Origin of the sequence: Clostridium sp. AF34-13, assembly GCF_003477845.1 — a bacterium.
GTDB classification, from domain to species: domain Bacteria; phylum Bacillota; class Clostridia; order Lachnospirales; family Lachnospiraceae; genus Butyribacter; species Butyribacter intestini.
This window is the reverse complement of sequence record NZ_QUEB01000017.1, coordinates 40,482-66,429: the sequence shown is the minus strand read 5'-3', so window position 1 is coordinate 66,429 and position 25,948 is coordinate 40,482. Positions and strand designations below refer to the sequence as shown.

The following is a 25,948-nucleotide window of genomic DNA, read 5'->3' as shown; positions in this document are numbered from 1 at the left end:
AGCCTATATTATTTATATAACATACAAAGTATGCATATTAATATCCATTTCTGCACTCATTTTTTGTACATAGAAATGTATATCTGTCCATGTTCCATATATACCATCATTTTAATTGCGGCATCCATAAATTACAATGTAATTAGGCGACTTAAAATACACGAAATATTACATAAAATGATATAATAGTCAAAAGCTGCCGCAATATATATTTACATAAAAATTGCATGAGCCTGTAGCAGCAAACAATATATATTTATACAAAAATTGCATGAGCCTACAGCAGCAAACAATATATGTTTACACTACTAAATACAAAGATATACAACCATCTTATCCTACCTGCATACAACCGTGCACTTTGCACTCTTTCCGTTTTTGGTGTATGCCGTTATGACGGCTTTTCCTTTTGCTTTCGCCTTTATCTTTCCTGTTGTCTTATTCACAGTTATTATTTTTTTATTGGAAGATTTAAAGTAAATCTTTCCCGAAAGTTTTCCGGCATATTTTTTATATCCCTGCAGATATGCAGTCAGCTTTTTACCTGCTCCTTTACTTATATTTATCTTGCTCTTTAACAATTTTACTATCTTCACATCTGCAAATATATTTTTGGTATATTCATTTCCTGCAGTTGATTTTACATACACGGTGTACCATCCCGGTTTTGATGCATTTATTGTAAATTTCTTACTGTTTACATATATGTATGAGCCATCATCATCCTTAAAAAATGATGCCGCTTTTTTCCCCTCTGCATATTTTACTGCTGAAACATTTCCGCTTATCTGCACATTCAGTTTTTGTTTATATTTTTTATATATGCTTTTTGAGGAAGATATTTTTATATTTCCTGTTTTGGTGACCGTGTCAGACTGCTGTTCCGGTGTCTCAGTTACCTGCGGACTTTCGGTAATAGTCGGTGTTTCCGTTATCTGAGGTGTCGGCGTTTGCATCACATCAGGTATCGGCGTTTCCGTCACATCAGGTGTCGATGTTTCCTGTGGTGTTTCTGTTGCCGTTGTCCCTGATTGTCCATCTGTTATTTCAGGGGCAGCCGTTATTGACGGTGCTTTCGTTGTTTCAACAGGTGTTTCCGTAACCTTCGGTGTTTCCGTTGCCATCACTCCGTTGCTGCTTGAAGCTGAAGGCTGTGGTGCCGCTGTCTGTGTCGGTTCTGCAGTTGCTGTTGCCCCTGCTGTCTGTCTATATTCCAAAGCCGCATTTACTACCTTTGATGCATCCGGTATTCCCGCATATGTTACATAGTATTTCAAATTTGACAAAAGCTTCATGTTGTCCGTATTACAGAGCAGTTCTTTAAGACCTTTTCCGTCAATATTTCCCGCCGCCGCTTTTGCAAGTGCTGCCACACCTGCCACATACGGTGCTGAAAATGAAGTTCCCCATTCACAGGTATAGCCTCCGCCAACGGCGGTTGTATATATTGCGGCACCCGGAGCACACATTTCAACTTTTTTTGTTCCATAATTACTGAACCAGCTAAGGCTTCCATCCCACTCTATACTTCCGACAGTAATAAGATTATCTTCACTGAATGATGCCGGTGTATAAGTCAGACGGTCTATATTTTTTGATTCATTTCCTGCGGCAACAACAAAAAGCATATCGCTTTGTACAATAACATTTTCCATTATCATATTGTTGAATATGTCTGCCATTCCCGACTCACCGCCCCAACTGCAATTACATATATCCGCACCATTATTGTCAGCATACACTATACCCTGTATAAGTGTAGACATTGTTGACTCTCCCTCCGAATCAAGAGCTTTTACAGGCATAAGCTTTATGTCTATATCAGAAGCAATCCCGACAACTCCCGTATTATCATCAGCCGCCGCCAGAACTCCTGCAATCGCAGTACCGTGACCGTTATCATCATATGGATTATTTCCGCTATTAGTAAAATTCCAGCCTATCGTATCATCCGTATATCCGTTTTCGTCACTGTCACTACCATTTTCAGTTTCATCTGAATTTTTCCATATAACATTTTTTATCTCGTCATTTGTATAATCTATTCCCGTATCTACGACAGCAACTACAACCGAATCATCATTCTTAGAAATCGTTTCAGATGCATTATTTATTGCTGTCCATGCTTCTTGGGCACTTAAGTCCACGCCCTCTACGGCAGTAATATTTGAATCTTTATATTCGCTGCTCGGACTTGTAAATGTTCCGTTATTTTTCAATGCCCACTGCGAGCCGTCAGCATAATAATCCTTTGTGCTCCCGCTTGATTTTACAGAAACTTTATTTGACGATGTCTCTGAATTTGATGCAATTCTTACCTTATAGTCCGGCTGTGCCGCCTGAATATCAGAGCCACATCTTTTTGCAATATCTATTACTTTTTTTATATATTTTTCTGACTTTATCTTATAGACCTTTATAAGTTCAGTTACATCCTTTTCTTTATATGCATATTTTTTTATTTCTTTAGGTTCCTTTGTTCCCTCTCCGTATTCTATCATAATGCGGTTGTCATTCTCTTTATATGCATTTTCATCATCAACGATAACCGCCTTGTCTGATGTCTTATTATCACCGTCAGACTTTTTACTTTTATAAGACACTGTCTGTGTAATGTTTCCACTACCCGAATATGTACTTTTCTGTACCGTGTCACTGCCGTCCACTGCTTTACTGCTGCCTGCACTGACACTACCTGTAGCAAAACTTTTCTCCGAACCTACATCCGGATCTGTATTCGATATATTTCCACCGCATACCTCCTGCAATCCTAACGATAAGGTGATGATAACACCAGCAATCGCAGATATTTTTTTAACGGACTTTTTCCTCATATAATGATTCCTCCTTTATGAAATCCATATGTGCTCTCGAAATCTTCTGAACGAAAAATTTCGAGAGTACATAATCCATTATAATCCCGGTTTTTGTCATTATTGTGAACTGACAAGTTTTTAATACAATATGAGATTAACAGTTCAGCCTTTCATTTCCTACATTCACAAATCTGCCTGCAATTATGCCGTTATAAAAACCACTTATTCCTCACACTACCTCATCAATCATGCCCTCATCAAGATATTTATATTTCTCCGGTGCCTTGTTAGTCAATATATGCATATCTCCGAAGTTTGCAAATTTCACTGATGTCACATTGTCAAATTTATCAAAATCGGCAAGAAGATATTTCTGATTGCACTGATTTATCGCTGTTTTTTTGACAAGAGCCTCATTTGCATCCGGTGTCGTAAAACCGTGCTTTAAACTTATGCCGTTAGTTCCAAAGAATCCTTTTGTAAAATTATAATTTTGTATCGACAAAATAGCCTCATTACCGACTACCGCTTCTGTTGTTCCTTTCAATTCACCTCCAACAAGGATTACATGAAATCCTGATACAGCAAGTTTTTTTGCGTGTGCAACGGCATTTGTGACAAATGTTGCTTCTTTACAACTTATATACTCAATCATATAACCTGTTGTCGTACCGGCATCAAGATATACAAAATCCGTCGGTTTTATAATTTCCGCTGCCTTTCTGGCTATCTGTCTCTTCTCTTTTTCATTTACCCTGAGCTTTTGTGACACTGAGAGTTCTTTCGCCGTGTAATTGGAATTTACAGCTATAGCACCGCCAAACACTTTTATAAGTTTGTTTTCTTTATCAAGCATTGTGAGGTCACGCCTTATCGTTGATTCAGATATACCAAGAGAGTCTTTTATTTCGCTTACTGTTACGCTCTTTCTCTCCTCCAGCATTTTTAATATCATCTGCTGACGCTTTTCTACTAACATTTTATCCCTCGCTTTCAACTTTTAACCCTAAAAAACCCCATGGCAATCATATTTTGATATACCCGGGGTTTTCTGTTTGTTATATCTCTGATTCGGTCACTTGCGACCAAAAGCATCAAATCTTTTTCGCAACATTTAATTTCGTAATCTTAAATTTCTTATACTGATTACAGATTTTCTTTCATAAATGCAGAAATCTTTTCGTATGCTGCGTCCTCATCTTCACCATCAAACTTAAGTACGACTTCCATGCCGCCTTTAATTCCAAGTCCCATAATAGTAAATATTTTCTTGCAGTCTCCTGACTTTCCGTCTTTTGAAATAGTTACGCTGCTGGTAAATTCCTTTGCAAGCTTTACAAGCTCTCCTGCCGGACGTGCGTGTATTCCCTGTGGATCTGTAACCGTGTAAATAAATTCTTTCATAATATAAATGCCCCTTTCATTTAAAATATAATTTTTAAATTTTTAATCATTACTTTTTAACATATAGTCCATAACCTGTTTCTTCCCTTTAAGTAGTTTTATTTTATCATATTTATACTTATCGGTCAAAAAACTTTTTTACCATATTAATCTGTACTTTGGCTTAATACTCTATGATACTTTTTTCTTAAGCACACCAAGTAATACTGTTGAAATAACTGTTCCTATTACAAGTGAGAGTAAATACATCCATGAACCTCCGACAACCGGAAATACGAAAATTCCACCGTGAGGTGCCATCAATGTACAGTTAAATACCATGCTGAGTGCTCCTGCAACTCCCGAACCTATTATACATGATGGAATTACACGAAATGGATCAGCAGCCGCATAAGGTATCGCACCCTCTGTTATGAACGCAAGTCCCATTACAAAGTTTGTAGGACCGCTCTCTCTCTGCTCTTTTGTAAATTTGTCTTTAAATAACATTGTTGCAAGTGCAATAGCACACGGTGGAACCATACCACCTATCATAACTGCCGCCATAATATCATAATTTCCGGCTGCAATAGAATTTATGCCAAATACATAGGCTGCTTTGTTGAATGGACCTCCCATATCTATAGCCATCATTCCGCCTAAGATAAATCCGAGTGCTATCTTACTTGAACCTCCCATGCTTCCAAGCCATGTATTAAGTCCTGTATTTATAACACCCATAACAGGCTCTACTACATAATTCATTGCGAGTCCCATTATCAGTATGCCTACAACAGGATAAATAAGTACAGGTGCAAGTTTTTCAAGTGCCTCCGGAAGTTTCTCACAGCCCTTTCTAAGAAGAAGTATTACATAACCTGCGAGGAAACCTGCCACGATAGCACCAAGGAAACCTGATTTTCCGTTGTACGCTATCATTCCACCAACAAAACCAAGTGCAAGTGCCGGTCTGTCACCGATTGCCATTGCTATAAAACCGGCAAGTACAGGCAACATAAAGTTAAATGCAAGTCCGCCGATGCTCTTAAACATTGCCGCAACAGGTGTTATCGTACCAAAGTTTGAACGGTCTTTAACCGATAGTGATGAAATGTCAACTGACAATCCGTCGATAAGGAATGCTATTGCAATAAGGATACCACCACCGACTACAAACGGGAGCATATGCGATACACCGTTCATAAGCTGAGTATAAATTTTATGTCCTACACCGCCGCCTGAGGTTTCTTTACTCTGGCTCTCCGATGCGTTAGCCGCATGATATACCGGTGCGTCACCGTTTACAGCTCTCTTTATAAGTTTGTCAGCTTTATTTATTCCGTCTGATACCTGACATTCTATAACTTTCTTTCCGTCAAATCTCTCCATCGGAACTTTTGCATCTGCGGCAACTATGATACAGTCAGCCTCTTTAATATCATTGTCTGTCAAAACATTTTTCGCTCCGCCTGAACCTCTTGTCTCAATCTTTACATTGACTCCTGCTGCACCTGCTGCTTTCTCAATTCCCTCTGCTGCCATATATGTGTGTGCAATACCCGTCGGACATGAAGTAACTGCAAGAATTTTCTTTCCTGACTCGTTTGAAACATTTGTGCTCTTAAGTCTCTCGTCAATATCCGGATTTTCGTCATCTGCCTTGTCTACGATTGAAATAAACTCATCAACTGATTTTGCATTTCGTAAAGATTTTGAAAATTCTTCGTCCATCAAAAGCACTGAAAGTTTGCTCAATACATCTAGATGCACATTATCCTCTGTGTTCGGTGCTGCGATAAGGAAAAGAAGTGTAACCTGATCTCCGTCAATTGAGTCAAAATCCACACCATCTTTTATAACCATTGCGGCAAGTCCCGGTCTGTCTACCGCATCACATTTTCCATGTGGGATTGCTATTCCTTCGCCGATACCCGTTGTGCTTTCTTCTTCTCTTAAGTAAACCTGTTTTCTATAACCCTCTCTATCGTTTATCTTGCCGCTCTTTACCATAAGGTCTACTGCCATATCAAGAGCTTCAAATTTAGACTTAGGTGACAAATTCAGGCTTATACTCTTAGCATCTAATAAATCTGTTATTCTCATGCTCATCTCCATCCTTTCTTTCTGTAAAAACATTAAGATTGTTTATAAGTTCATTTACTTGGCAATATGCTTTAAATCTACCCTCTTAAGCGACTCCTCAACTTCCTGCTTTGTAGCAAGATAATCCGATGCTGCACTTGCACCGCCTGTTGCCATAGCCATACTGAATGCATAATCAGAATCTTTCTTTTGCAGCCATCCTGCTATAAATCCGGCAACTGATGAATCACCTGCTCCGACTGAATTTTTAACTACGCTCGTCGTTGCTTTGGTGGCAACTACTTTTCCGTCCTCGCTCAAGAGAACTCCGCCTTTTCCTCCCATAGAAACAAGAACATTTACTGCTCCCATCTCCTGCAGCTTCTTTGCATATGGAACTACATCTTCCCATTCTGATAACTCAACACCAAATATCTCTCCAAGCTCATGATGATTTGGCTTTATCAAAAACGGATGGTACTTCAAAACATTTAAAAGAAGATCTTTTGTCGCATCCACTATAATCGTAACATCTTTGTCCTGAAGTTTTTTCATTATCTGCTCATAAATATCTGAAGGCATTGTAACCGGAATACTTCCTGCAAGTACAAGAATATCTCCCTCACCGAGCAACATCAATCTTTCCATAAGTTTATCTAACTGCTCTTTTGGAATATCAGGTCCCTGTCCATTAATCTCCGTTCCGTCAATAGATGAAAGTTTCAAGTTTATTCTTGATATTCCATCTTTCATTTTTATAAAGTCTGTATTTATACCTGTTTCCTCAAGTTCTCTGACAATCTCATCTCCGGTAAAACCTGCTACAAATCCAAGTGCTGTACTATCAATACCGAGATTTTTTAAAACGATTGAAACATTCGTGCCTTTTCCTCCCGGAAGCATCAGCTCACTTGATGTACGGTTCGTATATCCGAGTTTAAAATCATCAACTGCAACGATATAATCCAATGATGGATTTAATGTAACCGTATAAATCATATGCTATCCTTTCCGCCATAAATTTTTAAGTTAAAAATTTGCTTACTATTCAAACAAAAGATTTATTTTTCAAACAAATCTAATATACACAGAAACAATTCAGCTATGCGAATTAGTTTGAATAATAACAAATGTTCATCTTTAATCGTTTACGGCTGTTTTTGATTTGTTGAACATATTATATAATCATATTCGTTCAAAATCAATCAAACTAATTCACAAAATACAACCTATTTTTTTGTGCAATATATACAAAAACATTGTTATTTTTATAAAATACTTTCCATAACAATTACATAGGAGTAAAATCCCCTGTTTATCATCCACTATTTCAAGTGTTTTATACATAATAATTGATTTCAACAATAAATGATTTTGACTGATTTTGATTTTTATATTTATACAAACGGATAATTATAATTCTTGATTAAAGATTTCCAAATACATTAGTATAATCCATAAAATATGTGTCGCTTTTTATCAGTTTTTTAGAACTGGTATAAATCAATTTATACAAAAAAAAAGCCTGATACAATATCAGACTTCCGAACATATCCAATGCGGAAGAAGGGACTTGAACCCTCACGTCGTTGCCAACACTAGATCCTTAGTCTAGCCTGTCTGCCAATTCCAGCACTTCCGCATTTAATCCTTAACAAACTTAAGTATCGTTTGTCACGAACAAGATATATACTACCAGCTTTTTTTACATTTGTCAACACTTTTTTATTATTTTTTCAGCCAAACTGTAACAGTTCAGCCTAAAAAAGATGAGTCAATAATACATGAGCTTGCTCAATGTATTATTGACTTGTTTTTTGGGGCTGAACTGTTACGCCAAACTTTTTAAATATAAATTTAATGCTTTTGATCCCCCTATATACTTGTTTTTCTATACATTACAATGTTATAATATATATGGATACCTTTATCTGAAAAGAAGAGGGAGATGATAATAATGAAAACAAAAAAACTATTTACGGCTAATTTGCGTCCCGGAATGATTGTTGCAGAATCCGTTTATACATATAACGGTCGGCTCATCATTCAGGAAAACACTGAACTTACACCGGATATAATTAGTAAACTAAAGCACTATGCCATTAAAACAGTATATATACTTGTTAATGATTCACCTGAAAAGACTGAAAACACTAACAATAATGATAATTACAATCAAAAACCAACATACTTTGAACGAATTGAGCAGTCAGAAGATTTCAAAAAATTTCATTCACAATTTGATTCATGCCTTACAGGATTCAAAAAGACATTAAATGATATGATAATAAAAAACGGCGACGGACTTGTCGATGAAATGATTTCAGAAATAGAAAGCATACTCGAAAGATCCAGGAATCCACTTCATCTTCTTGAAATGATGCAATGTATGCGTGGATACGATGATTTGACATACGCCCACTCTATAAATGTTGCACTTATATGTAATGTTATTGGTACATGGATGAACTTAAGCCATGATGATATTGAAACGCTTATGATAGCGGGAATGTTGCATGATATAGGAAAGTTGCGTATTCCACCTGAAATCATCCAAAAACCTTCAAAGCTTACCGATAACGAATATGCTATTATCAAAAAACATCCTGAATATGGTTATGAAATCCTTTCAACCAAAAATTTAAACTCTAAAATAAAACTTGCTGCACTTCAGCATCACGAACGATATGACGGAAAAGGCTATCCAAATGGTTTAAAGGGAAATGAAATCGATTTATTTTCAGGTATTGTCGCCATTGCAGATGTTTATGATGCAATGACCGCCGACAGAGTATATAGGAAAGGAATTTGTCCGTTCCCTGTCCTTGAACATATGGAGCTGCAAAAAGAACTCTACGAGCCGGGAGCATTGTATAAATTTATCGAAAGAACCGTTGAAGCCTACATCAATACAGAAGTAAAATTATCAAATGGCGATGTTGGTCGTGTTGTATTGTTAAATAAAAACTTTCTCTCAAGACCTATTGTCATATCAGACACAAAAACATACGATCTTTCAAAAGATTTTCACCTGCACATTGATACATTGCTTTAGAAGCATAAAATTCCAAAAGGATATGTAGTCATGCAAATATTTCCGGTAAGCTCTGCTTACCGGTTTATAACACGATTACAAAAACTTCTCTGATAATGAAAAACACCATAGGATACAAGATTTAAATGCTGTTCACACTCTGTTTTAAAAACTGATAGTTACAGCTCTAAATCTTAAATTCTATGGTGTTTTTATTTTACAATTTCGGCAGATATATGAACATAAGATATGCCCATCTTATTATCATACCGGTAATAATGATAACTATCTGAAGTATAATATCAAACCATTTTTTCTTTACTTTCTGCTCTCCGGTTTTGGCATCTTCTTCTATAAGGTCAATTTTTGGTGAACACCTCTTTATCATCCAGATATAAAATCCAAGAACAACAAAGTATCCAAAAAACATAACCGCCCCTAAAAGCTGTGACAAGCCATCTCCTTTAGGACTGTATGCTGCTGCACTTCCCGATGCATTTGTAAGTTTCGTAAAAGCGGAGTAAAGATAATCAAGAGAAATATATCCCAATACCAGACTGATAATAGAAAAAATCAATCTTCTCCACCATTTCATCATGCGATAATTCCTCCTGTTTAATACTTATTATGCATGTTTGCTATGCATGTTTGCTATGCATATTTGCTATGCATACTTGCTATGCATACTCATCAAAATTCATTCCGGATAATATCATACTGTCTCTTTCCATCTTTGAAATCTCATATGGATTGTTTGTATTATTATATGAGACATTCTGTGCATCTGCATATTTTGACTTGACTTCATCTGCTTCTTTAGTGTCATATGTCTCACTTGTCTTATCATTTCCATAAACAACAGCATATTTTGACTTGTCCTGTTCGCCATCAACAGGCTGTGTGCTTTTAACCTTTGTTACCGGAGTAACAGGATTGTTCTGTATCTGGTTAAAATGTGAATTTCCATATGTATATATACTGCTGATATTGTTCATTCCATTGATACCACTTATCTGCATAAAAATCACTCCTTGTCAAATTCATATATAGACTTATCCTAAACCATCTTAATATTCCTATATAATCAATTATACTCTCCTTTTTTCTTCAATGCAAGATAGTTTCTTGTATGTTCATCTCAAATGGCTTTAATGTAATCTGTTCTTTCCCGATAATAACTTTCTGCTCTTTTTCGGTATTGTTAAATATAAAACGCCACTTTTTATCACCATAACGATACGTAACTTCCACACCTTTTTGAAGTCCGCCTATTATGTCAAGCTGCTGCCTTTTGGCAATCTCCCTTGCAAATCCTATACTTGCGTCACGATTTAATACTGTACCAAAATAATAGACTTCTCCATCACCATATTTATTTCTTGTGACAGCCGCAAAATCTTTATAAAACTGCTCATCATATCTTGCAAGCACTTCCACATTTTCGTTTTCTTCTATTATATCGCACCATCGTTTTCCAATAATTTTCACTTTTCTTATTTCTTCATTTGAATTTACATCGTTGTCACTATTTAATGCATAGTCTGATTTTTCAACTTCCTTATTTTGGCTTTCTAAATTATATTGTGATGTTGCATTTTCTTCTCTTTCACTCTTTAAGGCATACTTCGACTTTTCAGCAAATTCATCCGACAATCTCAGCCTCACTTCCATACCATCAGGCAACGCTTCATATTCAGTCACTTTTATTCCCGTGAGTTCGGAATATATCGTCGGCAGTTGTTCCATAATACATTTATTATTATAATCCCTCTCACCTAAACGATTCGTTAAAATAACGGCAACTCCATTATTTGCCGCTCTTTCAAGTTCTTTTAATGTCCCCGCACTCTCAACGAGCATTGTCGGTGCGATGACAATTTTATATTTGTCAAGTCTCTGTGTCTGATTTATAATGTCAACTCCAAGTCCCAGACAGGTAAATGCATCATGCCACTGTTTTAATTGCTCAAGATAATACATTTTCTCCGCCTGATGCTGATTTTTAAATGCATACTCATTGTCAGATGAATACAGTATCGCAATCTCATTTCTGCATATTGTTCCCGCAAGATTTTGGATTTTTTTAACCTCATCGCAAAGTCCACAAAACTCCTTATATCTTCTCCCAGGCACATTGCTGTGGTCTATTATCCCATGCCAGTACATCTCAGCACCAGAAACAGCCGTGCGCCATCTGAAATGCACAACGGCATCCGCACCATGTGCGATTGCCTGAAGTGAATACCCCTTTAACATTCCGGGTCTTGTTGTAAGTGACATAGGCATCCAGCTTCCGACACTTCCGCTTAGCTGTTCCATAATCCAGAAGTTTTTATTTTTTATGCCACGCATCAGGTCAAGGTGAAATGCGTGCGAATACAATGTTTCATCATCTTTTGGCAGATTTGTAAGCGGATAATTGTCATATGATACAACATCAAGATTTTCAAACATATCATAAAAATCAGGCATATTCTCACATAGCCAGTTGTTTGTCGTAATAAATTTATCAGGAGAGATTTTTCTGATAATGTCCGACTGAAACTTAACATAATCGCAGGTGCTCTCAGATGCGTATCTGTTAAAGTCAAGGTTAAGCGAGGGATTCAGCCATTTCCCATTTTCATTCATCGGCGGCATAATCTGTGAAAAATCACTATACTCACCGCTCCACACATTATTTCCATATGCCTTATTGACCGCCTGTATCGTACCATATTTCTTCTTAATCCATTCCCTAAAAGAACTTTTACACACATCACAGCAGCAGTGATTTGCCTCAAGCTCATTGTCAATCTGATAACCTATAACATATTTATTGTCCTTATATCTCTCGACCATATGCATGATTATCTTTTTAGAAAGTTCCCTGTAAACAGGGCTGTTCAAACACCTGTGTCCTCTTATCCCAATGGAAATCCTATTTCCCTTTTTATCAATCTGGATAATCTCCGGATACTTTTTAAAAAGCCACTGTGGAGGTGTGTTAGTAGGCGTACACAAAACAACATATATATCCCGGTCCTCAAAAAGTTTAACCGCCCTGTCAAGCCACTCAAAATCAAAATCGCCCTCATCCGGTTCAAGTCTGCTCCATGCGAACTCAGCCATACGGACAATTTTAACGCCCGCCTTATGCATCATATCCGCATCCTTAACCCATAGTGATTCATCCCAGTGCTCCGGATAATAGTCCACACCGATATTTATTCCCACCGGCAATTTAAACTTACTATCAGTCATCAAAATTTCCTTTCCTTATCAAAAAACTACACCACAAAGTCTTAAAAAAATCTCTTATAAAAATCATTCACTGCAAAACTGTCAAAATCTCTTATCAAAAATCTCCATTGTAAAATTCTCAATACCGTATATAGGCTTGCAAGTGGGTTGCTAATTAACACAAGCAGGCATTGTTGTAACCGCCGATACTTAAGTGCTGTCTTTCAGCACTTTATGTACCGCTGCGAGTTACAAATAGCGTGAGCGTGCCTGCGGCTGTTAATTACAGCCACTTGCAAGCCCTCTCAACCTACATTATTTTCACTCAAGCTTTTTTATCTCAATCAACTGGTCACGCAGCTTCGCCGCCAGCTCAAAGTTAAGTTCTGCTGCCGCCGTATGCATCTGTTTCTTAATCTTTGCAACAAGTTTGTCAATCTCCTTCTCACTCATCGACTCAATATCCTTAGTTATATCCTCGCTGCTTGTCTCAACTTTCTTTGATATACTGATAAGGTCTCTTACTGCTTTCTTTATTGTCTGTGGCGTAATGTCATGTTCCTCATTATACTTTGCCTGTATCTTTCTTCTTCGGTTCGTCTCATCTATCGCATTTCTCATCGACTCCGTTATCACATCTGCATACATGATAACACGACCATCAGCGTTTCTCGCCGCCCTGCCTATAGTCTGGATAAGAGAAATCTCCGAACGCAGAAATCCCTCTTTATCAGCATCAAGTATTGCAACAAGCTCTATCTCAGGTATGTCAAGCCCCTCACGCAGAAGATTTATACCGACAAGCACATCAAACACATCCATTCGCATATCCCTAATTATCTCTGAACGCTCAAGTGTATCTATATCTGAATGAAGATACCTCACCCTTATGCCTATCTCCTTCAGATAATTCGTCAAATCCTCTGCCATCTTTTTTGTAAGTGTGTTTATCATTACTTTATTTCCTGCATCAAGTGTCTTTCTTATCTCACCCACTAAATCATCAATCTGACCTTTGACCGGTTTTACGGTAATCTCAGGATCAAGAAGACCTGTTGGTCTTATTATCTGTTCAACTCTTGCAAGCTCATGCTCTTTCTCATACACATTAGGTGTGGCTGATACAAAGAGCATCTGGTTTATGTGGCTTTCAAACTCGTCAAAATTAAGAGGTCTGTTGTCAAGTGCTGACGGCAATCTGAAACCATACTCAACAAGTGTGTTTTTTCTTGAACGGTCACCTGCATACATTCCTCTTATCTGAGGTATCGTGATATGTGACTCATCAACCATTATAATAAAATCATCAGGAAAATAATCAAGCAGTGTGTGAGGCGGCTGTCCCGGTTTAAGTCCCGACAAATGTCTTGAATAATTCTCTATCCCCGAACAAAAACCTGTTTCACGAAGCATTTCTATGTCAAAGTTTGTTCTCTCTGAAATCCTCTGAGCTTCAAGAAGCTTGTCCTGACTCTGAAATTCTTTTACTCTGTATTCAAGTTCATTTTCTATCCCAATAATAGCTCGATTCATGTTGTCACGGTCTACTACATAATGAGATGCCGGAAATACCACCATGTGCTCAAGTTCTGCCTTTATCTCTCCCGTAAGCACATCTATCTCAGTGATTCGGTCAACCTCATCACCGAAAAATTCTACTCTTATTGCATGTTCTGACTCTGAAACCGGAAATATTTCCAAAACATCCCCTCTCACCCTGAAAGTACCACGCTTAAAATCCATATCATTGCGGGCATACTGGATTTCAACAAGTTTTTTAATAACCTCATCCCTGTCCTTCATCATCCCCGGTCTGAGCGAAACAGTCATGTTCTGGTAATCAATAGGACTTCCAAGACCATATATACATGACACACTCGCCACAATAATTACATCTCTTCTCTCAGTTAAAGCCGCTGTAGCCGAATGTCTTAATTTATCAATCTCATCATTGATCGATGAATCCTTTTCTATATATGTGTCCGATGACGGAACATATGCCTCAGGCTGATAATAATCATAATAAGATACAAAATATTCAACTGCATTTTCAGGAAAAAACTCTTTAAACTCACCGTAAAGCTGTGCTGCAAGAGTCTTGTTATGTGCGATTATAAGTGTGGGCTTGTTGAGTTTCTCTATAACATTTGCCATAGTAAATGTTTTTCCCGAACCCGTAACACCAAGCAAAGTCTGAAACTGGTCGCCCTCCTTAAATCCTTTTACAAGTTCCTCGATAGCCTGCGGCTGGTCACCGGTTGGCTTGTATTCTGAATGTAATTTGAATTTTTGTTGTGAATTTTGCACAAAAACACCTCCCTAAAATTTTATAAATCAGTGTACAACAGTAAAACTACAGTAGATACATCAACGCTTAGATTTAAGAGCTATTGTAAGATAATCCAATGCAGCATTTATCTGATTATCAACTTTATAACCGCTTTCTTTCAAAGCAGTCATTTTTCCGTTACTTTTAACCTTTATATCAGGCTCAAAACCTGTTCCGTGTATATTTATGCCCTTAGGAGTATAATATTTTGATGTCGTGAATTTCAGTCCTGTTCCATCACGGAACGCAAATGATGACTGTACTATTCCTTTTCCGAAAGTCTTTGTGCCAAGAAGTTTCGCTTTTCCATAATCTCTGAGTGCTCCACAAAAAACTTCAGAAGCACTTGCAGAATTGCCATTTACAAGAATAACTATCGGAATCTTTATTTCTTTATCATCCTTTGTGTAATACTCCTCTGCTACTCCGTTCTTATCTTTTGTATATACCACAAGTTTCTTAGGAAGTATCTGATCCAGCATATCAAGTGCGGTGTCCAAAAGTCCACCTCCGTTATCTCTGAGATCTATGATAAGTCCTTTTTCATTTTTCTTTTCCAAACAATCTACAGCACTTTTAAACTGCTTCTTAGTAACTGTTTCAAAGGCACTCACCGAAATATATCCGATATTATTATCAAGCATTTTGTATGAAACAGTATTATCATGAATCACTTCTCTTTTAATATTGAAAGTGATAGGTTTTTTATTTCCTTTTCTCATCACTGAAATGCTTACATTTGTTCCTTTTTTGCCTTTCATTTTTGATATGGCATAAGAACTATCCTTTCCCTTGATATTTTCCCCATCAACCTCAACAATAATATCTCCTTTTTTTATTCCCGCTTTTTGTGCCGGACCACCCTTTACAACGCCTGCCACCTTTAAATAATTATCGTTTTTCCCCTGTGATATATACGCACCTATTCCACAAAATTCTCCTTTTGTCTTTTCTGAAATATCCTTATATTCATCCTTTGTATAATATGCAGCATATTTATCATCAAGTCCGCTTACCATCGCCTTATAAATAATATCTCCCATTTTGCCATAATCTATATCATTAAGGTAAAATCTGTTTATATACGACGACAATATCTCTGCCTTATCCTTTATCTCTACTGCCTCTTTGGACATTCCATTCTCATCCCATTTCAGACCTGCCGCCACATTGATTTTTCCTGCATATTGAGCAATCGTCAGTGCACTCAACAAAACTAATATGCAGCCTGCCGCCCCCATAATGACTCCGCGTAAAAAATCAAAATTAATATCTGTTTCTCTATCTCTGTCCATATTCATGTCTATTTCTCTCCTGTCAGTTTATATCTACATTTACGAAACTATAACAGTTCAGCCTTGCATTTCTTACTATCATAATCTGTAATGAACACAACATATAACCTGTTTCGCAATCATTTAAATATTTATATGATGATAACACAATATAAAGAACTTTTACACCTTTTATTTATGCACATTTGCAGGTATTTGCAAAACTATCATAACCTACGATTAAATTGTGCAGCTATAACGCAGCATAGCTAAACAATAACAAAACCCCCGAATACACCAAATCAAAGAGTCAGCTCTTTGATTTTGGTACAATCCGGGGGAGATATTATCTTCAATGTTTAAAACTCAAATGTCTCCATATATTTCATGTACTTAACAACCATCAACGCTATCTTAAATGTGATAGCATCATCAAATACTCTGAGGTCAAGTCCCGTACTCTTTTCAAGCTTGTCTAATCTATATACAAGAGTATTTCTATGGATGTAAAGCTGCCTTGATGTTTCCGAAACATTAAGACTGTTTTCAAAGAATTTATTTATCGTTGCGATAGTCTCATCATCAAAATCATCCGGAGTATTTTCTCCAAAAATTTCGCCGATAAACATCTTACACAATGGCATTGGGAGCTGATATATAAGTCTTCCTATACCTAAGCTGCTGTATGCAATAACATTTTGGTCACTGTAGAATATCTTTCCTACATCAAGTGCCATCTTCGCTTCTTTATATGAGCGTGAAACATCTTTTATCTCATTCACAATGGTACCAAATGATACATGCACACTTATCATTGCTTCAGTGTTGAGCATATCGAGAATGACATTTGCCGTCTTTTCCATATCCTCATAACCTTCTTCTTCTTTTAACTCTTTGACAAGAATGATATTTTTTTCATCTACCTGCGTGATAAAGTCTCTTGACTTTCCTGCAAACAATCCCTTAACCGTCTCTAATGCATTTGAATCTTTTTCATCCTTAGTCTCAATAAGAAATACTACTCTGTTTACACTTGTCTCTATATGAAGCTTCTTTGCACGATTATAAATATCTACGAGAAGGAGATTGTCGAGCAAAAGATTTTTAATAAAATTGTCCTTGTCATAACGCTCTTTATACGCAACAAGAAGATTTTGAATTTGAAAAGCTGCGAGCTTTCCCACCATATAAACATCATCACTGTCACCCTTTGCAAGAATAACATACTCTAACTGATGATCATCAAAAACCTTAAAAAACTGATATCCCTGAAGCACCTGACTATCTGCAGGAGATTCAACAAATGCCATAACAGCATCTTCGTACTCTTCGACATTGTTTATAGTTGTGGCAAGTGCCTTTCCTTCTGTGTCCATAACGCAAATATCAATTCTGGTAATATTTTTAAGTCCGTCTATAGTAGTCTGTAAAACCTGATTAGATATCATAAATTCCCTCCAATATCTGTTGATTATCTATTTTAATTTTAATATATTTTTTCACTCCATTAGTTTACTATACCATCAATTTGCACAAAAGTAAATACTTCATAAACAATATATCCATATTTCACATATTATTCCATATAAAAATTGTGCATTTTAACAAAAACAAATATATTTTTACATTATAATACTCTGTAACACGCAATTCTCATTGACTCATCTCTATATTACGAGCATTTTCCCAGACATCAAAAAATGCCGCTATACCCAAAGTATAGCGACATTTCTATTTGTATGTTTCTCACATAAATTACATTTTTAAATCTAATTCAAAATACCTGCTACAGACTAGTTTGTAATAACTTTCTCTGTTTCTTTATCAAATACATGAATCTTGCTTGTATCAAGTGCAATCTTAATAGTATCACCAGGACGAGCTGTTGTACGAGGATTTACACGAACTGTAATGTCAAATCCTTCAACTGTGAAGTATAAGAATACTTCAGCACCAAGCATTTCGTAAACTTTTACAGTAGCCTCAAGAACATTGTCTGTACCATTGTTTACATAGATTTCCTCATCCTTAATATCCTCAGGACGAATACCCATGATAACATCTTTATCAATGTAACCGCCTTCAACAAGCTTTTCTGCCTTTCCTTCAGGAAGTTTAACTGAGTATGTACCAAACTCAAGTTTAACATCTGAACCATCTTTAACTGCTTTACAGTTGATGAAGTTCATCTGAGGTGATCCGATAAATCCTGCTACGAATACATTGCAAGGTTTTGTATAAAGATCGATAGGTGAAGCAACCTGCTGCATAACACCATCTTTCATAACTACGATACGAGTACCAAGTGTAAGAGCCTCTGTCTGATCATGTGTAACATAGATGATTGTAGCTTCAAGTCTCTGGTGAATCTTAGAAATCTCGATACGCATCTGAACACGAAGTTTTGCATCAAGGTTTGATAAAGGCTCATCCATAAGGAATACCTTAGGATTACGAACGATTGCACGACCCATGGCAACACGCTGTCTCTGACCACCTGATAAAGCCTTTGGCTTACGGTCTAAGAGATGCTCAATATCAAGAATCTTAGCTGCTTCATGAACGAGTTTGTCAATCTTCTCCTTTGGAGTCTTTCTAAGTTTAAGACCAAATGCCATGTTATCATAAACTGACATATGAGGATAAAGTGCGTAGTTCTGGAATACCATCGCGATATCTCTGTCCTTTGGCTCAACATCATTTACAAGAGTATTTCCGATCCATAACTCACCTGAAGAAATTTCTTCAAGACCTGCAATCATACGAAGTGTTGTAGACTTTCCACAACCTGAAGGTCCTACGAAGATGATAAACTCTTTGTCTGCAATGTCAAGGTTGAAGTTTTTAACTGCCTGGAATCCGTTTGGATATGTTTTACAAATGTTTTTTAAAGATAAACTAGCCATTATATGTGTCCTCCTAAATTTTACAACTCATTTTACTATGCAGTACCATAATCATGTAACAATACTGCCTGTGATTCTTCTACATATAACCAAATCATTTGTTGTAATTTAGTTATAATGTTCTTTTTTCGTGACTCACATTTAACATGGTTTTATAATACACTATCTTAAAATATTTTACCATAGGACAATTAGCCAAATAAATTTTACACTTTTTGTGCAAAGAGTATATATTATTGCGTTTTTTTCGTTTTATCATGAAATGTCACAATAAACACCGTCTAAAACTGTTTGTTTTTACCAATAGATTGTTACTTTTTAGTAAAAATGTTCAAATCATTGGTCATTTTTTGTGTTATATCTGTCTATTCTTTTACTGAAAAACTTTGCTTTCATAAATTTCTGCGGAATTCTTTCTATCGCAAACTTTTCATAAAGCTTTGTAAGACCTATCTTTTCAATCCATACCGGCACTTTTTTCTCTTCTGCCATAATTATCCCTGCAACGCCTCCGATGGCGATACATATCTTTGCATTCAGAAGTTTAACATGCTCTATTATCCATTTTTCCTGAATACTGCTCTCCAGATCAACAAGAAGTATATCCGGCGTGCAACTGTTTATCTCATTCACTATCGCAGCATCCTCTATTTCTTCAGAATAAACACAATCTCCTGCCACTTTCAATTCCGGTTGATTTTTTTTACAATAATTCCTAAGATTTTCGACATCTTCTTCACTATCCGCTACTATGTAAATAACCCTGTCCTGTTTCCAGAGATTTTCAAGCATCACTCCAAAACTTTTGCAGCTTACAACCATTCCGCCTGCTTCAAGCATATCAACCTTATAATTTGTAAGCAATGCTTCCTCACCTGGCAGAAAAAGTTCTGCCTTATCTATTATCTCATGATATTTGTCATCTTCTGCCGCATGGTTTATCATATCCGCAGAGGCAAATAATATCACATCCATTTTATCATCTTTAAGATATTCATTTATTTTTTCAATAAACACATCATTGCTGAGCATATCAATATCAATACCCATTATTTTTACTGATGACTGCATATTTTTTACCATGCCTTTCATTCTATCTATAAACTTTACAAACTTATCAGCCTTAATCATTCCTGCATTTCAAAAAATGCACGTCACTTTAATTATGGCGTGCATTTTAATTTTATCCGGTGTTTAATTATTTGCATCAGTTGTTCCTATTATAATCTTTATATCATAACCGCTTTCTACGGTACCTGTCTCGATAACAGGATTGCTAAAATACTGTGCTAAATCCTTACCTGCACCATTTTCTTTTACGATAATCTTTGTCTGTGTCAAAGTTTCTGCAGAATAATCGCCTATTTTTTTCACCTTAAATCCGGCACTCTCAAGTTTTGTCTTTGCTGCTGAAGCAAGACCACTTATCCTGCTGCCGTTGAGAACAAGTATGTTCTTGCCCTTTGATGACTTTCCTGAACTTTTTGACACTTTCTTAAAACTCTGAGACTGTGTATATGGTGTAGTATTTTTTACAAGCTTATTTATAAAAGTTTTTGAAGCTTTTGTATCTATCTGAAAAATATTCTCTGAATACATTCCCGGTATTCCCCAATAATGGAAATATTCAGAATTGAGCTTCTCGTAACATTCTACATAACCAATCTTATTATATACGGTAAGATTTGAATCAACTCTTTCATACTGTTCCTTTATAAATTCAGCAATCTTAGTCTGATCTCCATTTAAATCTTTAAGCTGTTTTAAATAAGACTCACTTGCTACATTTATCTTTTCAGTTACCGTGACACTTTCATTACTGCCTGATGCCGAAAGCGACTGCGGCTTAAACTTAACATTTACATTTCTTCTCGAATAATGATTTACATATGTTTCCTGATTGATAACCGTATAGTAACTTATCTTTATGCCGAGAGCCTTTTCAATAATAAGCTCACCATATCCGTATGCATCTTCATCCTTGTCAAAGTACTGCTTAAGTCTTCCTAATCTTACAATCTGCGGTATTTCCTGATTTACGGTACTTAATCTCTGATACATATCAGTAGGTATAGTATAATCCGTTCCTACCGGAATCGTTATATAATCCATATTATTTGTTTTCGTATTGCAAATCTCAAGCATGAGATGTGAAATCTTCTTATCGTTACTTACATATATAAGATTTTTAGAAATCTCATCTGTCTGGGCCTCATCCAAAATATCCTTAATCTCATTTGAACTCGTTCCAACCTTTTCAGAGTTGTTTGAGAGAATCGTATATGAAATCTTATAACTTGCAAAGCCCACGGCAAGTATGATTATTATGCCCAATACTGACTTTAATAAACTCAAAGCAAATATCTTTGCCACACTTTTCTTTTTCATAATTGTACCTTTCTATCTTTGATTCTTTATGTATAATATCAAAAAACATATGATACATTATAACAAAAAAAAAATTATGTGTAAAGCAAAAGACTTAATGTCGTAACTTTTTTAACCAAATCGTAATAGTTGCTCTATTTTAATAATGTGATTTATATGGTATATTAAGTGTGAAAAATCTATATATAAAAGATTTTTTGCACTATGCACAAAAAATATGTGCAGAAATAGGAACTAATATGAAAACGAGGTTTTAATTTATGAGCAAAACAGTTATAGTGACGGGTGCATCCCGTGGCATAGGACATGCTATTTCGCTTTATTATGCCAAAAAAGGATTTAATGTATGCGTATGCTGTCACAAAAATGCAGATATGCTTGACTCATTAAAAGACGAGATAGAAAACATTGGTGCAGATTGTATGACATATGTAGGAAATATCGGCATTTTTGAAAATGCCGCAGAATTTTTTTCTCTTATAAAAGAACGCTTTGGCAAAGCTGATATATTGATAAACAATGCCGGTATTTCATATATTGGTCTTTTGCAAGACATGACACCTTCAGATTGGAACAATATAATAACTTCAAATCTCACATCTGTCTTTAACTGCTGCAAACTTGCCATTCCGATTATGCTTGGCAGCCATGAGGGTAAGATAATAAATATATCATCCGTCTGGGGCTGTGTTGGTGCCTCGACGGAAGTCGCATACTCAGCTACAAAGGGGGGTATTAACGCATTCACAAAAGCTCTTGCGAAAGAACTTGCTCCAAGTAACATACAGGTAAATGCAGTTGCCTGCGGTATTATCGACACCGACATGAACAGCTTCCTTGACGCAGACGAACTTGCCGCCGTTATAGACGAAGTTCCTGCCGGAAGAATCGGCACTCCCGAAGATGTTGCAAAAGCCGTATATGACATTTCTGCTACTAGCAGTTATATGACCGGACAGATAATAAGACTTGACGGCGGCTGGATATAAAAAATAGCACAACCGGCGTTTTGTCATAGTATCCACACTACATTATAAGCGTTTTCCTATACATTAAAAAATCCCCCTTAAACAGATTTACAATTTTTCTGCTCAAGGGGGATAATTTTCTTACATCTCTACATAATAATCTCTTGTCTTGACAATTTCCTTCGGAACCTCAATCTTATCTTTATCCCATACTCTGAATTTAAGGTCATACTCTTTTGTCTTTTTACCTTTCTCTCTGTTGTATCTTGCCATTGCGTCCCTAAACAAAGGCTGCTCTTCAACTGAATCTCTAAGATCTTTGGCAAAAGGACAATATGTAGCCATAATTTCCCTCACCGGTTTGCTCAAAACGATTCCTCCATGAGCTTCATGCTTAATCCAGTTCTCATAGTCAACAACAAACACCTCACGCGTATTATTTCTGCATTTCTGAATCTGCATTTTAAGCTTGTCCTTTTTATCCTCTGACAATTCCCTGTTTTTCTTATAAAACTGAATAAAATCACTATACTCACTTGTGAGAGATTTCACCTGTATGTTGTTCCACGCTGCACCCTGTATCGTTCTGCAAAGCTCCCATCTGAATCTTCCGAACAGTTTAACCATTGCCGCATCAATATCCGTGTCAAGAAATGCCGGCAGCAAAAATCTCCCTTTTGAATTTCTTCTTCTTCCGCTTATCTCCTGCCACATGATAGGATTGCTTCCGGCTATAGGGAATAAAATAAAATCAGGAAAAACTTCCTCGACTATATACTCTTTCTTTATACCCTCTGCATCTCCTTTGTATAATCCCTCTCTGTAAAATGCAGAATAATCTATCTGCAGCAATCTGTGAACTGCCGCATTTATCCTGTCTCCAGACATAAATGTCTTTAAGAGCGATGATGCACAACCGTCTGTAAACAAAAACGGAACAAATGCCGATACCTGTCCGTATAAAATACGGTGGTTCGCCTTGAACATATTATCTACCTCAAATTCAAACTTTGCGTTTTTATCTTCTGCAAGAGCATTTACCTGTTCTTCTGATAGTTCACCCGTTCTCTTTCGATCTCTTAAACTCTCCGCATAATCAAGATCAAACTCACTCTTTGACGGCTCTTTTCGTCCCTCTATAATTTCCGTAAGCCACTGTTTCATATCATATACCATACATGATGCATTTCCAACATCATGTCTGTCTATGGACAAAAGCTGTTCAAGAAGTTCTTCTGAAAGAAGCTTTTCGCTTATAAAGCCATACCTCAGAAACAAATCTATTATTACCGGCGTACTTTCTGATGATTTATAATCTTTAAGAAATACCTTTTTGTATATCTTATAATACATCTTTGTAATATTTCTTCTGAGCGTTCTTGTATCATCATCGGTCAGGAACTTGTCTCTAAGTTTGTCAAAATCTGTGATATACTGCTCAAAATCTAAAGCTTCTTCTCTTTCAATCCCTGAATAATCAAGTATAAAGGAAAGTGAATTATTCAACTGGCTTATGTCCTGATATTCCATCTCTGTCAATGCTATATCAGCATCATTACCGTCATCGTTTTTAACATCTGAATTTAAAAGACTGAAATATGTTTCTTCCATAAATTCATGGTCTATCTCAAGATCGACACCCGCCTTGTCGAGCATCAGATTTTCAAGCGTATTTATATAATCTATAATATCATCAAACAAAGACATGACATTGCCAGACTCTCCACCTATATGCTGAACCGTATTTGCAAGTTGAAATACCTGCATATAAAGACTTCTTTCCTCTTTGACAAGTGGCTTTGAAAGCAGCTTTAAATACTCTGTTCCTCTGCCACATTCAGCTATAATGGCATTTACAAGTTTTATCTGTTCGAGAACATGATATACTGATATGGCTGAGCTTGCTCCAAAATATGCCTTTTGTATATCAGGTGCTATCTCACAGCAAGCCCTGTAATACATTATCTTGTCGATGTCTACATCACCCTGTTCATATTCCTCAATGTCATCTATTGAGCGGATATTATCAGCTTTAATCCCTGCTTCTTTTGCTATCTCTGTATATCTTGTACGACCTGACAATAAAAACTCATAGAGTTTGTCAGCCATTGCCGTTATTTTCTCATATGTTATAGAAAGTTCACGAATAATACGGCTAAAAGAAGCTACCATAAGCCCTGCATAGTCCTTGTTTGCCTTGACAAGACTTCTTACTGCTTTGCTTAGTCTCATTTTAGGAAATGCATATATAACCGCATTTGTCTCTGCTGTATATGTAATCCCGTATTTATCTCCGACAAGGTCACAAAGTCCAAGAAAATTTCCTGAACCTACTACTATATTTGTCCCCTCTGCACTCATCCTTATGCGGCCTTTTACTACAAGACTTACCGATGATATTTCATCACCCTGTTCATATATTATGGTATCCTTTATAACCTGATTTATGTTATTTAGCTTTAATTCCGCCTTCAATTCTTTCTTTCCTCCCTCTATCAACTCACATCCAGTCTGCTGTTCCCACTCTTTTTTAATTTCATACCTGCTTTAACGCAGGCAGCAATACTTATTCTATTATACAATCTAATAGCTTTATCGTCAATTTAGTAATACCATGCATTTCCAATTTATTCGACTTTTTTCGTTAAAAAAGAATACAATACTTTTTCGCTTTACTCCTCTTTTTTCGCTAAATAACAATTCAATGTATCTTCGTTTCATTAATTTTTCGCAAAAGAAAAATAAGTTGCTTGCGACTCTTTCGCACTTGAGCGGAATACACATCCTCACGGGATGTTTTTTATGTTATAGAAAACAAAAAATTTCCTATAACAAAAAAACAAGGCTAAAGCCTTGCTTCTAAAATAATATATATAAATCCGTGCATCCTGTTTTGAAAATGTCAATGTAACCGTTACCCCGGCAGTTAGCTCGGCTCCGGCTACCTTACGGCACACGAAAATTCTCACTTAGTGCTGCTAGGTTCCCCTCCTGACACGGTTCATGAGTTTTCATTGCGCAAGACCAAAGCGTCAACGCCACTTACCGGGGGCAGCATTGCAAAAAACAAGCCCTCGACAAGACATCACCCCTGCTATAGCGGATTGCAGGTTACAAGGAGCCGCTAACTCCCCGGCTAGCACGGAAGTTTTTACTTCCCACAGTCAAATCTTTAAAATTTAAGATATAAATGTTTACTTCATTTTCTTTTAAATGAAACTATCTTTCATTTGTAATCTATAACAATACCATTGTAAACAATTTTACTGTTATTCAAAAATAAGGAAACCTTATTAAGATTTCCTTATCCAAACAGATTCATATCTGTCAAGCAATGCGGAAGAAGGGACTTGAACCCTCACGTCGTTGCCAACACTAGATCCTTAGTCTAGCCTGTCTGCCAATTCCAGCACTTCCGCATTTCGTTCACAACACATTCGTTTGTCACGAACAAGACATATATTATCAGTTTTTTATCCGCTTGTCAACATCTTTTTTCAAATTTTTAACACAAATTTGTAACAGTTCAGCCCTAAAAAAGATAAA

At 36.5% G+C, this 25,948-nt stretch carries 17 protein-coding genes, 2 tRNA genes and 1 other RNA gene; 2 read left to right on the top strand and 18 right to left on the bottom strand.

Annotated features, from left to right (window positions below; translation table 11 throughout):
* Nucleotides 1–338: 338 nt before the first annotated feature.
* The 6 genes from DWZ63_RS13370 to DWZ63_RS13345 form a co-directional block, all read right to left on the bottom strand.
* Nucleotides 339–2,834 (bottom strand): S8 family serine peptidase, encoded by a 2,496-nt coding sequence (locus DWZ63_RS13370; protein ID WP_118500122.1) that lies wholly within the window; start codon nucleotides 2,832–2,834, stop codon nucleotides 339–341.
* 211 nt (nucleotides 2,835–3,045) lie between these two features.
* Nucleotides 3,046–3,795, bottom strand: coding sequence for a DeoR/GlpR family DNA-binding transcription regulator (locus tag DWZ63_RS13365; protein WP_118500121.1), 750 nt, complete (start codon nucleotides 3,793–3,795; stop codon nucleotides 3,046–3,048).
* A gap of 167 nt (nucleotides 3,796–3,962) precedes the next feature.
* Nucleotides 3,963–4,220: an HPr family phosphocarrier protein gene (locus DWZ63_RS13360; RefSeq protein WP_055940575.1), complete on the bottom strand. Its 258-nt coding sequence runs from the start codon at nucleotides 4,218–4,220 to the stop codon at nucleotides 3,963–3,965.
* 171 nt (nucleotides 4,221–4,391) lie between these two features.
* Complete coding sequence (locus tag DWZ63_RS13355) at nucleotides 4,392–6,302, bottom strand: PTS fructose transporter subunit IIABC (RefSeq protein WP_118500120.1); 1,911 nt, start codon at nucleotides 6,300–6,302, stop codon at nucleotides 4,392–4,394.
* A 54-nt stretch (nucleotides 6,303–6,356) separates the two neighbouring features.
* Nucleotides 6,357–7,280 carry a 1-phosphofructokinase gene (gene pfkB, locus DWZ63_RS13350; RefSeq protein WP_118500119.1) on the bottom strand — a complete coding sequence of 308 codons (924 nt, stop codon included), beginning with the start codon at nucleotides 7,278–7,280 and terminating at the stop codon, nucleotides 6,357–6,359.
* 559 nt (nucleotides 7,281–7,839) lie between these two features.
* A tRNA-Leu gene (locus DWZ63_RS13345) sits at nucleotides 7,840–7,923 on the bottom strand.
* Nucleotides 7,924–8,238: 315 nt separating this feature from the next.
* Between DWZ63_RS13345 and DWZ63_RS13340 the strand changes: the two genes are divergently transcribed.
* Nucleotides 8,239–9,336: an HD-GYP domain-containing protein gene (locus tag DWZ63_RS13340; RefSeq protein ID WP_182431530.1), complete on the top strand. Its 1,098-nt coding sequence runs from the start codon at nucleotides 8,239–8,241 to the stop codon at nucleotides 9,334–9,336.
* Between the two features lie 196 nt (nucleotides 9,337–9,532).
* Here the strand turns inward: DWZ63_RS13340 and DWZ63_RS13335 are convergent, their stop codons facing one another.
* From DWZ63_RS13335 to DWZ63_RS13295, 9 genes are all read right to left on the bottom strand, one after another.
* The gene (locus tag DWZ63_RS13335) at nucleotides 9,533–9,913 is read right to left on the bottom strand and encodes a hypothetical protein (RefSeq protein ID WP_118500117.1); all 381 of its coding nucleotides are present in this window, start codon (nucleotides 9,911–9,913) and stop codon (nucleotides 9,533–9,535) included.
* Between the two features lie 79 nt (nucleotides 9,914–9,992).
* Nucleotides 9,993–10,334: a hypothetical protein gene (locus DWZ63_RS13330; RefSeq protein ID WP_118500116.1), complete on the bottom strand. Its 342-nt coding sequence runs from the start codon at nucleotides 10,332–10,334 to the stop codon at nucleotides 9,993–9,995.
* Nucleotides 10,335–10,422: 88 nt separating this feature from the next.
* Entirely contained in the window at nucleotides 10,423–12,558 is a 2,136-nt protein-coding gene (locus tag DWZ63_RS13325; protein WP_118500115.1) for a beta-galactosidase, read from the bottom strand.
* A gap of 300 nt (nucleotides 12,559–12,858) precedes the next feature.
* Nucleotides 12,859–14,844 carry an excinuclease ABC subunit UvrB gene (uvrB, locus tag DWZ63_RS13320; protein WP_022013595.1) on the bottom strand — a complete coding sequence of 662 codons (1,986 nt, stop codon included), beginning with the start codon at nucleotides 14,842–14,844 and terminating at the stop codon, nucleotides 12,859–12,861.
* Nucleotides 14,845–14,904: 60 nt separating this feature from the next.
* Nucleotides 14,905–16,167, bottom strand: coding sequence for a S41 family peptidase (locus DWZ63_RS13315; RefSeq protein ID WP_118500114.1), 1,263 nt, complete (start codon nucleotides 16,165–16,167; stop codon nucleotides 14,905–14,907).
* Between the two features lie 332 nt (nucleotides 16,168–16,499).
* Nucleotides 16,500–17,588, bottom strand: a complete 1,089-nt coding sequence (locus DWZ63_RS13310; RefSeq protein WP_022013597.1) for a helix-turn-helix domain-containing protein — start codon at nucleotides 17,586–17,588, stop codon at nucleotides 16,500–16,502.
* Nucleotides 17,589–17,933: 345 nt separating this feature from the next.
* Nucleotides 17,934–19,046, bottom strand: a complete 1,113-nt coding sequence (ugpC, locus tag DWZ63_RS13305) for a sn-glycerol-3-phosphate ABC transporter ATP-binding protein UgpC (RefSeq protein WP_022223968.1) — start codon at nucleotides 19,044–19,046, stop codon at nucleotides 17,934–17,936.
* Between the two features lie 336 nt (nucleotides 19,047–19,382).
* Nucleotides 19,383–20,177 carry a WecB/TagA/CpsF family glycosyltransferase gene (locus tag DWZ63_RS13300; protein ID WP_022014256.1) on the bottom strand — a complete coding sequence of 265 codons (795 nt, stop codon included), beginning with the start codon at nucleotides 20,175–20,177 and terminating at the stop codon, nucleotides 19,383–19,385.
* A gap of 63 nt (nucleotides 20,178–20,240) precedes the next feature.
* The gene (locus DWZ63_RS13295; RefSeq protein WP_118500113.1) at nucleotides 20,241–21,434 is read right to left on the bottom strand and encodes an LCP family protein; all 1,194 of its coding nucleotides are present in this window, start codon (nucleotides 21,432–21,434) and stop codon (nucleotides 20,241–20,243) included.
* A 260-nt stretch (nucleotides 21,435–21,694) separates the two neighbouring features.
* Here DWZ63_RS13295 and DWZ63_RS13290 point away from each other — a divergent pair, with 260 nt between their 5' ends.
* Nucleotides 21,695–22,423: an SDR family NAD(P)-dependent oxidoreductase gene (locus DWZ63_RS13290; RefSeq protein WP_118500112.1), complete on the top strand. Its 729-nt coding sequence runs from the start codon at nucleotides 21,695–21,697 to the stop codon at nucleotides 22,421–22,423.
* Nucleotides 22,424–22,543: 120 nt separating this feature from the next.
* Here DWZ63_RS13290 and DWZ63_RS13285 read toward each other — a convergent pair whose 3' ends face one another.
* From DWZ63_RS13285 to DWZ63_RS13275, 3 genes are all read right to left on the bottom strand, one after another.
* Complete coding sequence (locus DWZ63_RS13285) at nucleotides 22,544–24,877, bottom strand: cyclic nucleotide-binding domain-containing protein (protein WP_055940548.1); 2,334 nt, start codon at nucleotides 24,875–24,877, stop codon at nucleotides 22,544–22,546.
* A 404-nt stretch (nucleotides 24,878–25,281) separates the two neighbouring features.
* An RNA gene (gene ffs / locus DWZ63_RS13280) (signal recognition particle sRNA large type) lies at nucleotides 25,282–25,547 on the bottom strand.
* Between the two features lie 190 nt (nucleotides 25,548–25,737).
* Nucleotides 25,738–25,821: transfer RNA gene (locus tag DWZ63_RS13275), tRNA-Leu, on the bottom strand.
* Nucleotides 25,822–25,948: the final 127 nt, after the last annotated feature.

Coding starts and splice junctions, on each gene's coding strand:
- DWZ63_RS13325 (WP_118500115.1), bottom strand. CDS start 12,558: ATGACTGATAGTAAGTTTAAATTGCCGGTGGGAATAAATATCGGTGTG.
- DWZ63_RS13360 (WP_055940575.1), bottom strand. CDS start 4,220: ATGAAAGAATTTATTTACACGGTTACAGATCCACAGGGAATACACGCA.
- pfkB (WP_118500119.1), bottom strand. CDS start 7,280: ATGATTTATACGGTTACATTAAATCCATCATTGGATTATATCGTTGCA.
- DWZ63_RS13310 (WP_022013597.1), bottom strand. CDS start 17,588: ATGATATCTAATCAGGTTTTACAGACTACTATAGACGGACTTAAAAAT.
- DWZ63_RS13335 (WP_118500117.1), bottom strand. CDS start 9,913: ATGATGAAATGGTGGAGAAGATTGATTTTTTCTATTATCAGTCTGGTA.
- ugpC (WP_022223968.1), bottom strand. CDS start 19,046: ATGGCTAGTTTATCTTTAAAAAACATTTGTAAAACATATCCAAACGGA.
- DWZ63_RS13370 (WP_118500122.1), bottom strand. CDS start 2,834: ATGAGGAAAAAGTCCGTTAAAAAAATATCTGCGATTGCTGGTGTTATC.
- DWZ63_RS13330 (WP_118500116.1), bottom strand. CDS start 10,334: ATGCAGATAAGTGGTATCAATGGAATGAACAATATCAGCAGTATATAT.
- DWZ63_RS13295 (WP_118500113.1), bottom strand. CDS start 21,434: ATGAAAAAGAAAAGTGTGGCAAAGATATTTGCTTTGAGTTTATTAAAG.
- DWZ63_RS13290 (WP_118500112.1), top strand. CDS start 21,695: ATGAGCAAAACAGTTATAGTGACGGGTGCATCCCGTGGCATAGGACAT.
- DWZ63_RS13355 (WP_118500120.1), bottom strand. CDS start 6,302: ATGAGAATAACAGATTTATTAGATGCTAAGAGTATAAGCCTGAATTTG.
- DWZ63_RS13340 (WP_182431530.1), top strand. CDS start 8,239: ATGAAAACAAAAAAACTATTTACGGCTAATTTGCGTCCCGGAATGATT.
- DWZ63_RS13365 (WP_118500121.1), bottom strand. CDS start 3,795: ATGTTAGTAGAAAAGCGTCAGCAGATGATATTAAAAATGCTGGAGGAG.
- DWZ63_RS13300 (WP_022014256.1), bottom strand. CDS start 20,177: ATGATTAAGGCTGATAAGTTTGTAAAGTTTATAGATAGAATGAAAGGC.
- DWZ63_RS13315 (WP_118500114.1), bottom strand. CDS start 16,167: ATGAATATGGACAGAGATAGAGAAACAGATATTAATTTTGATTTTTTA.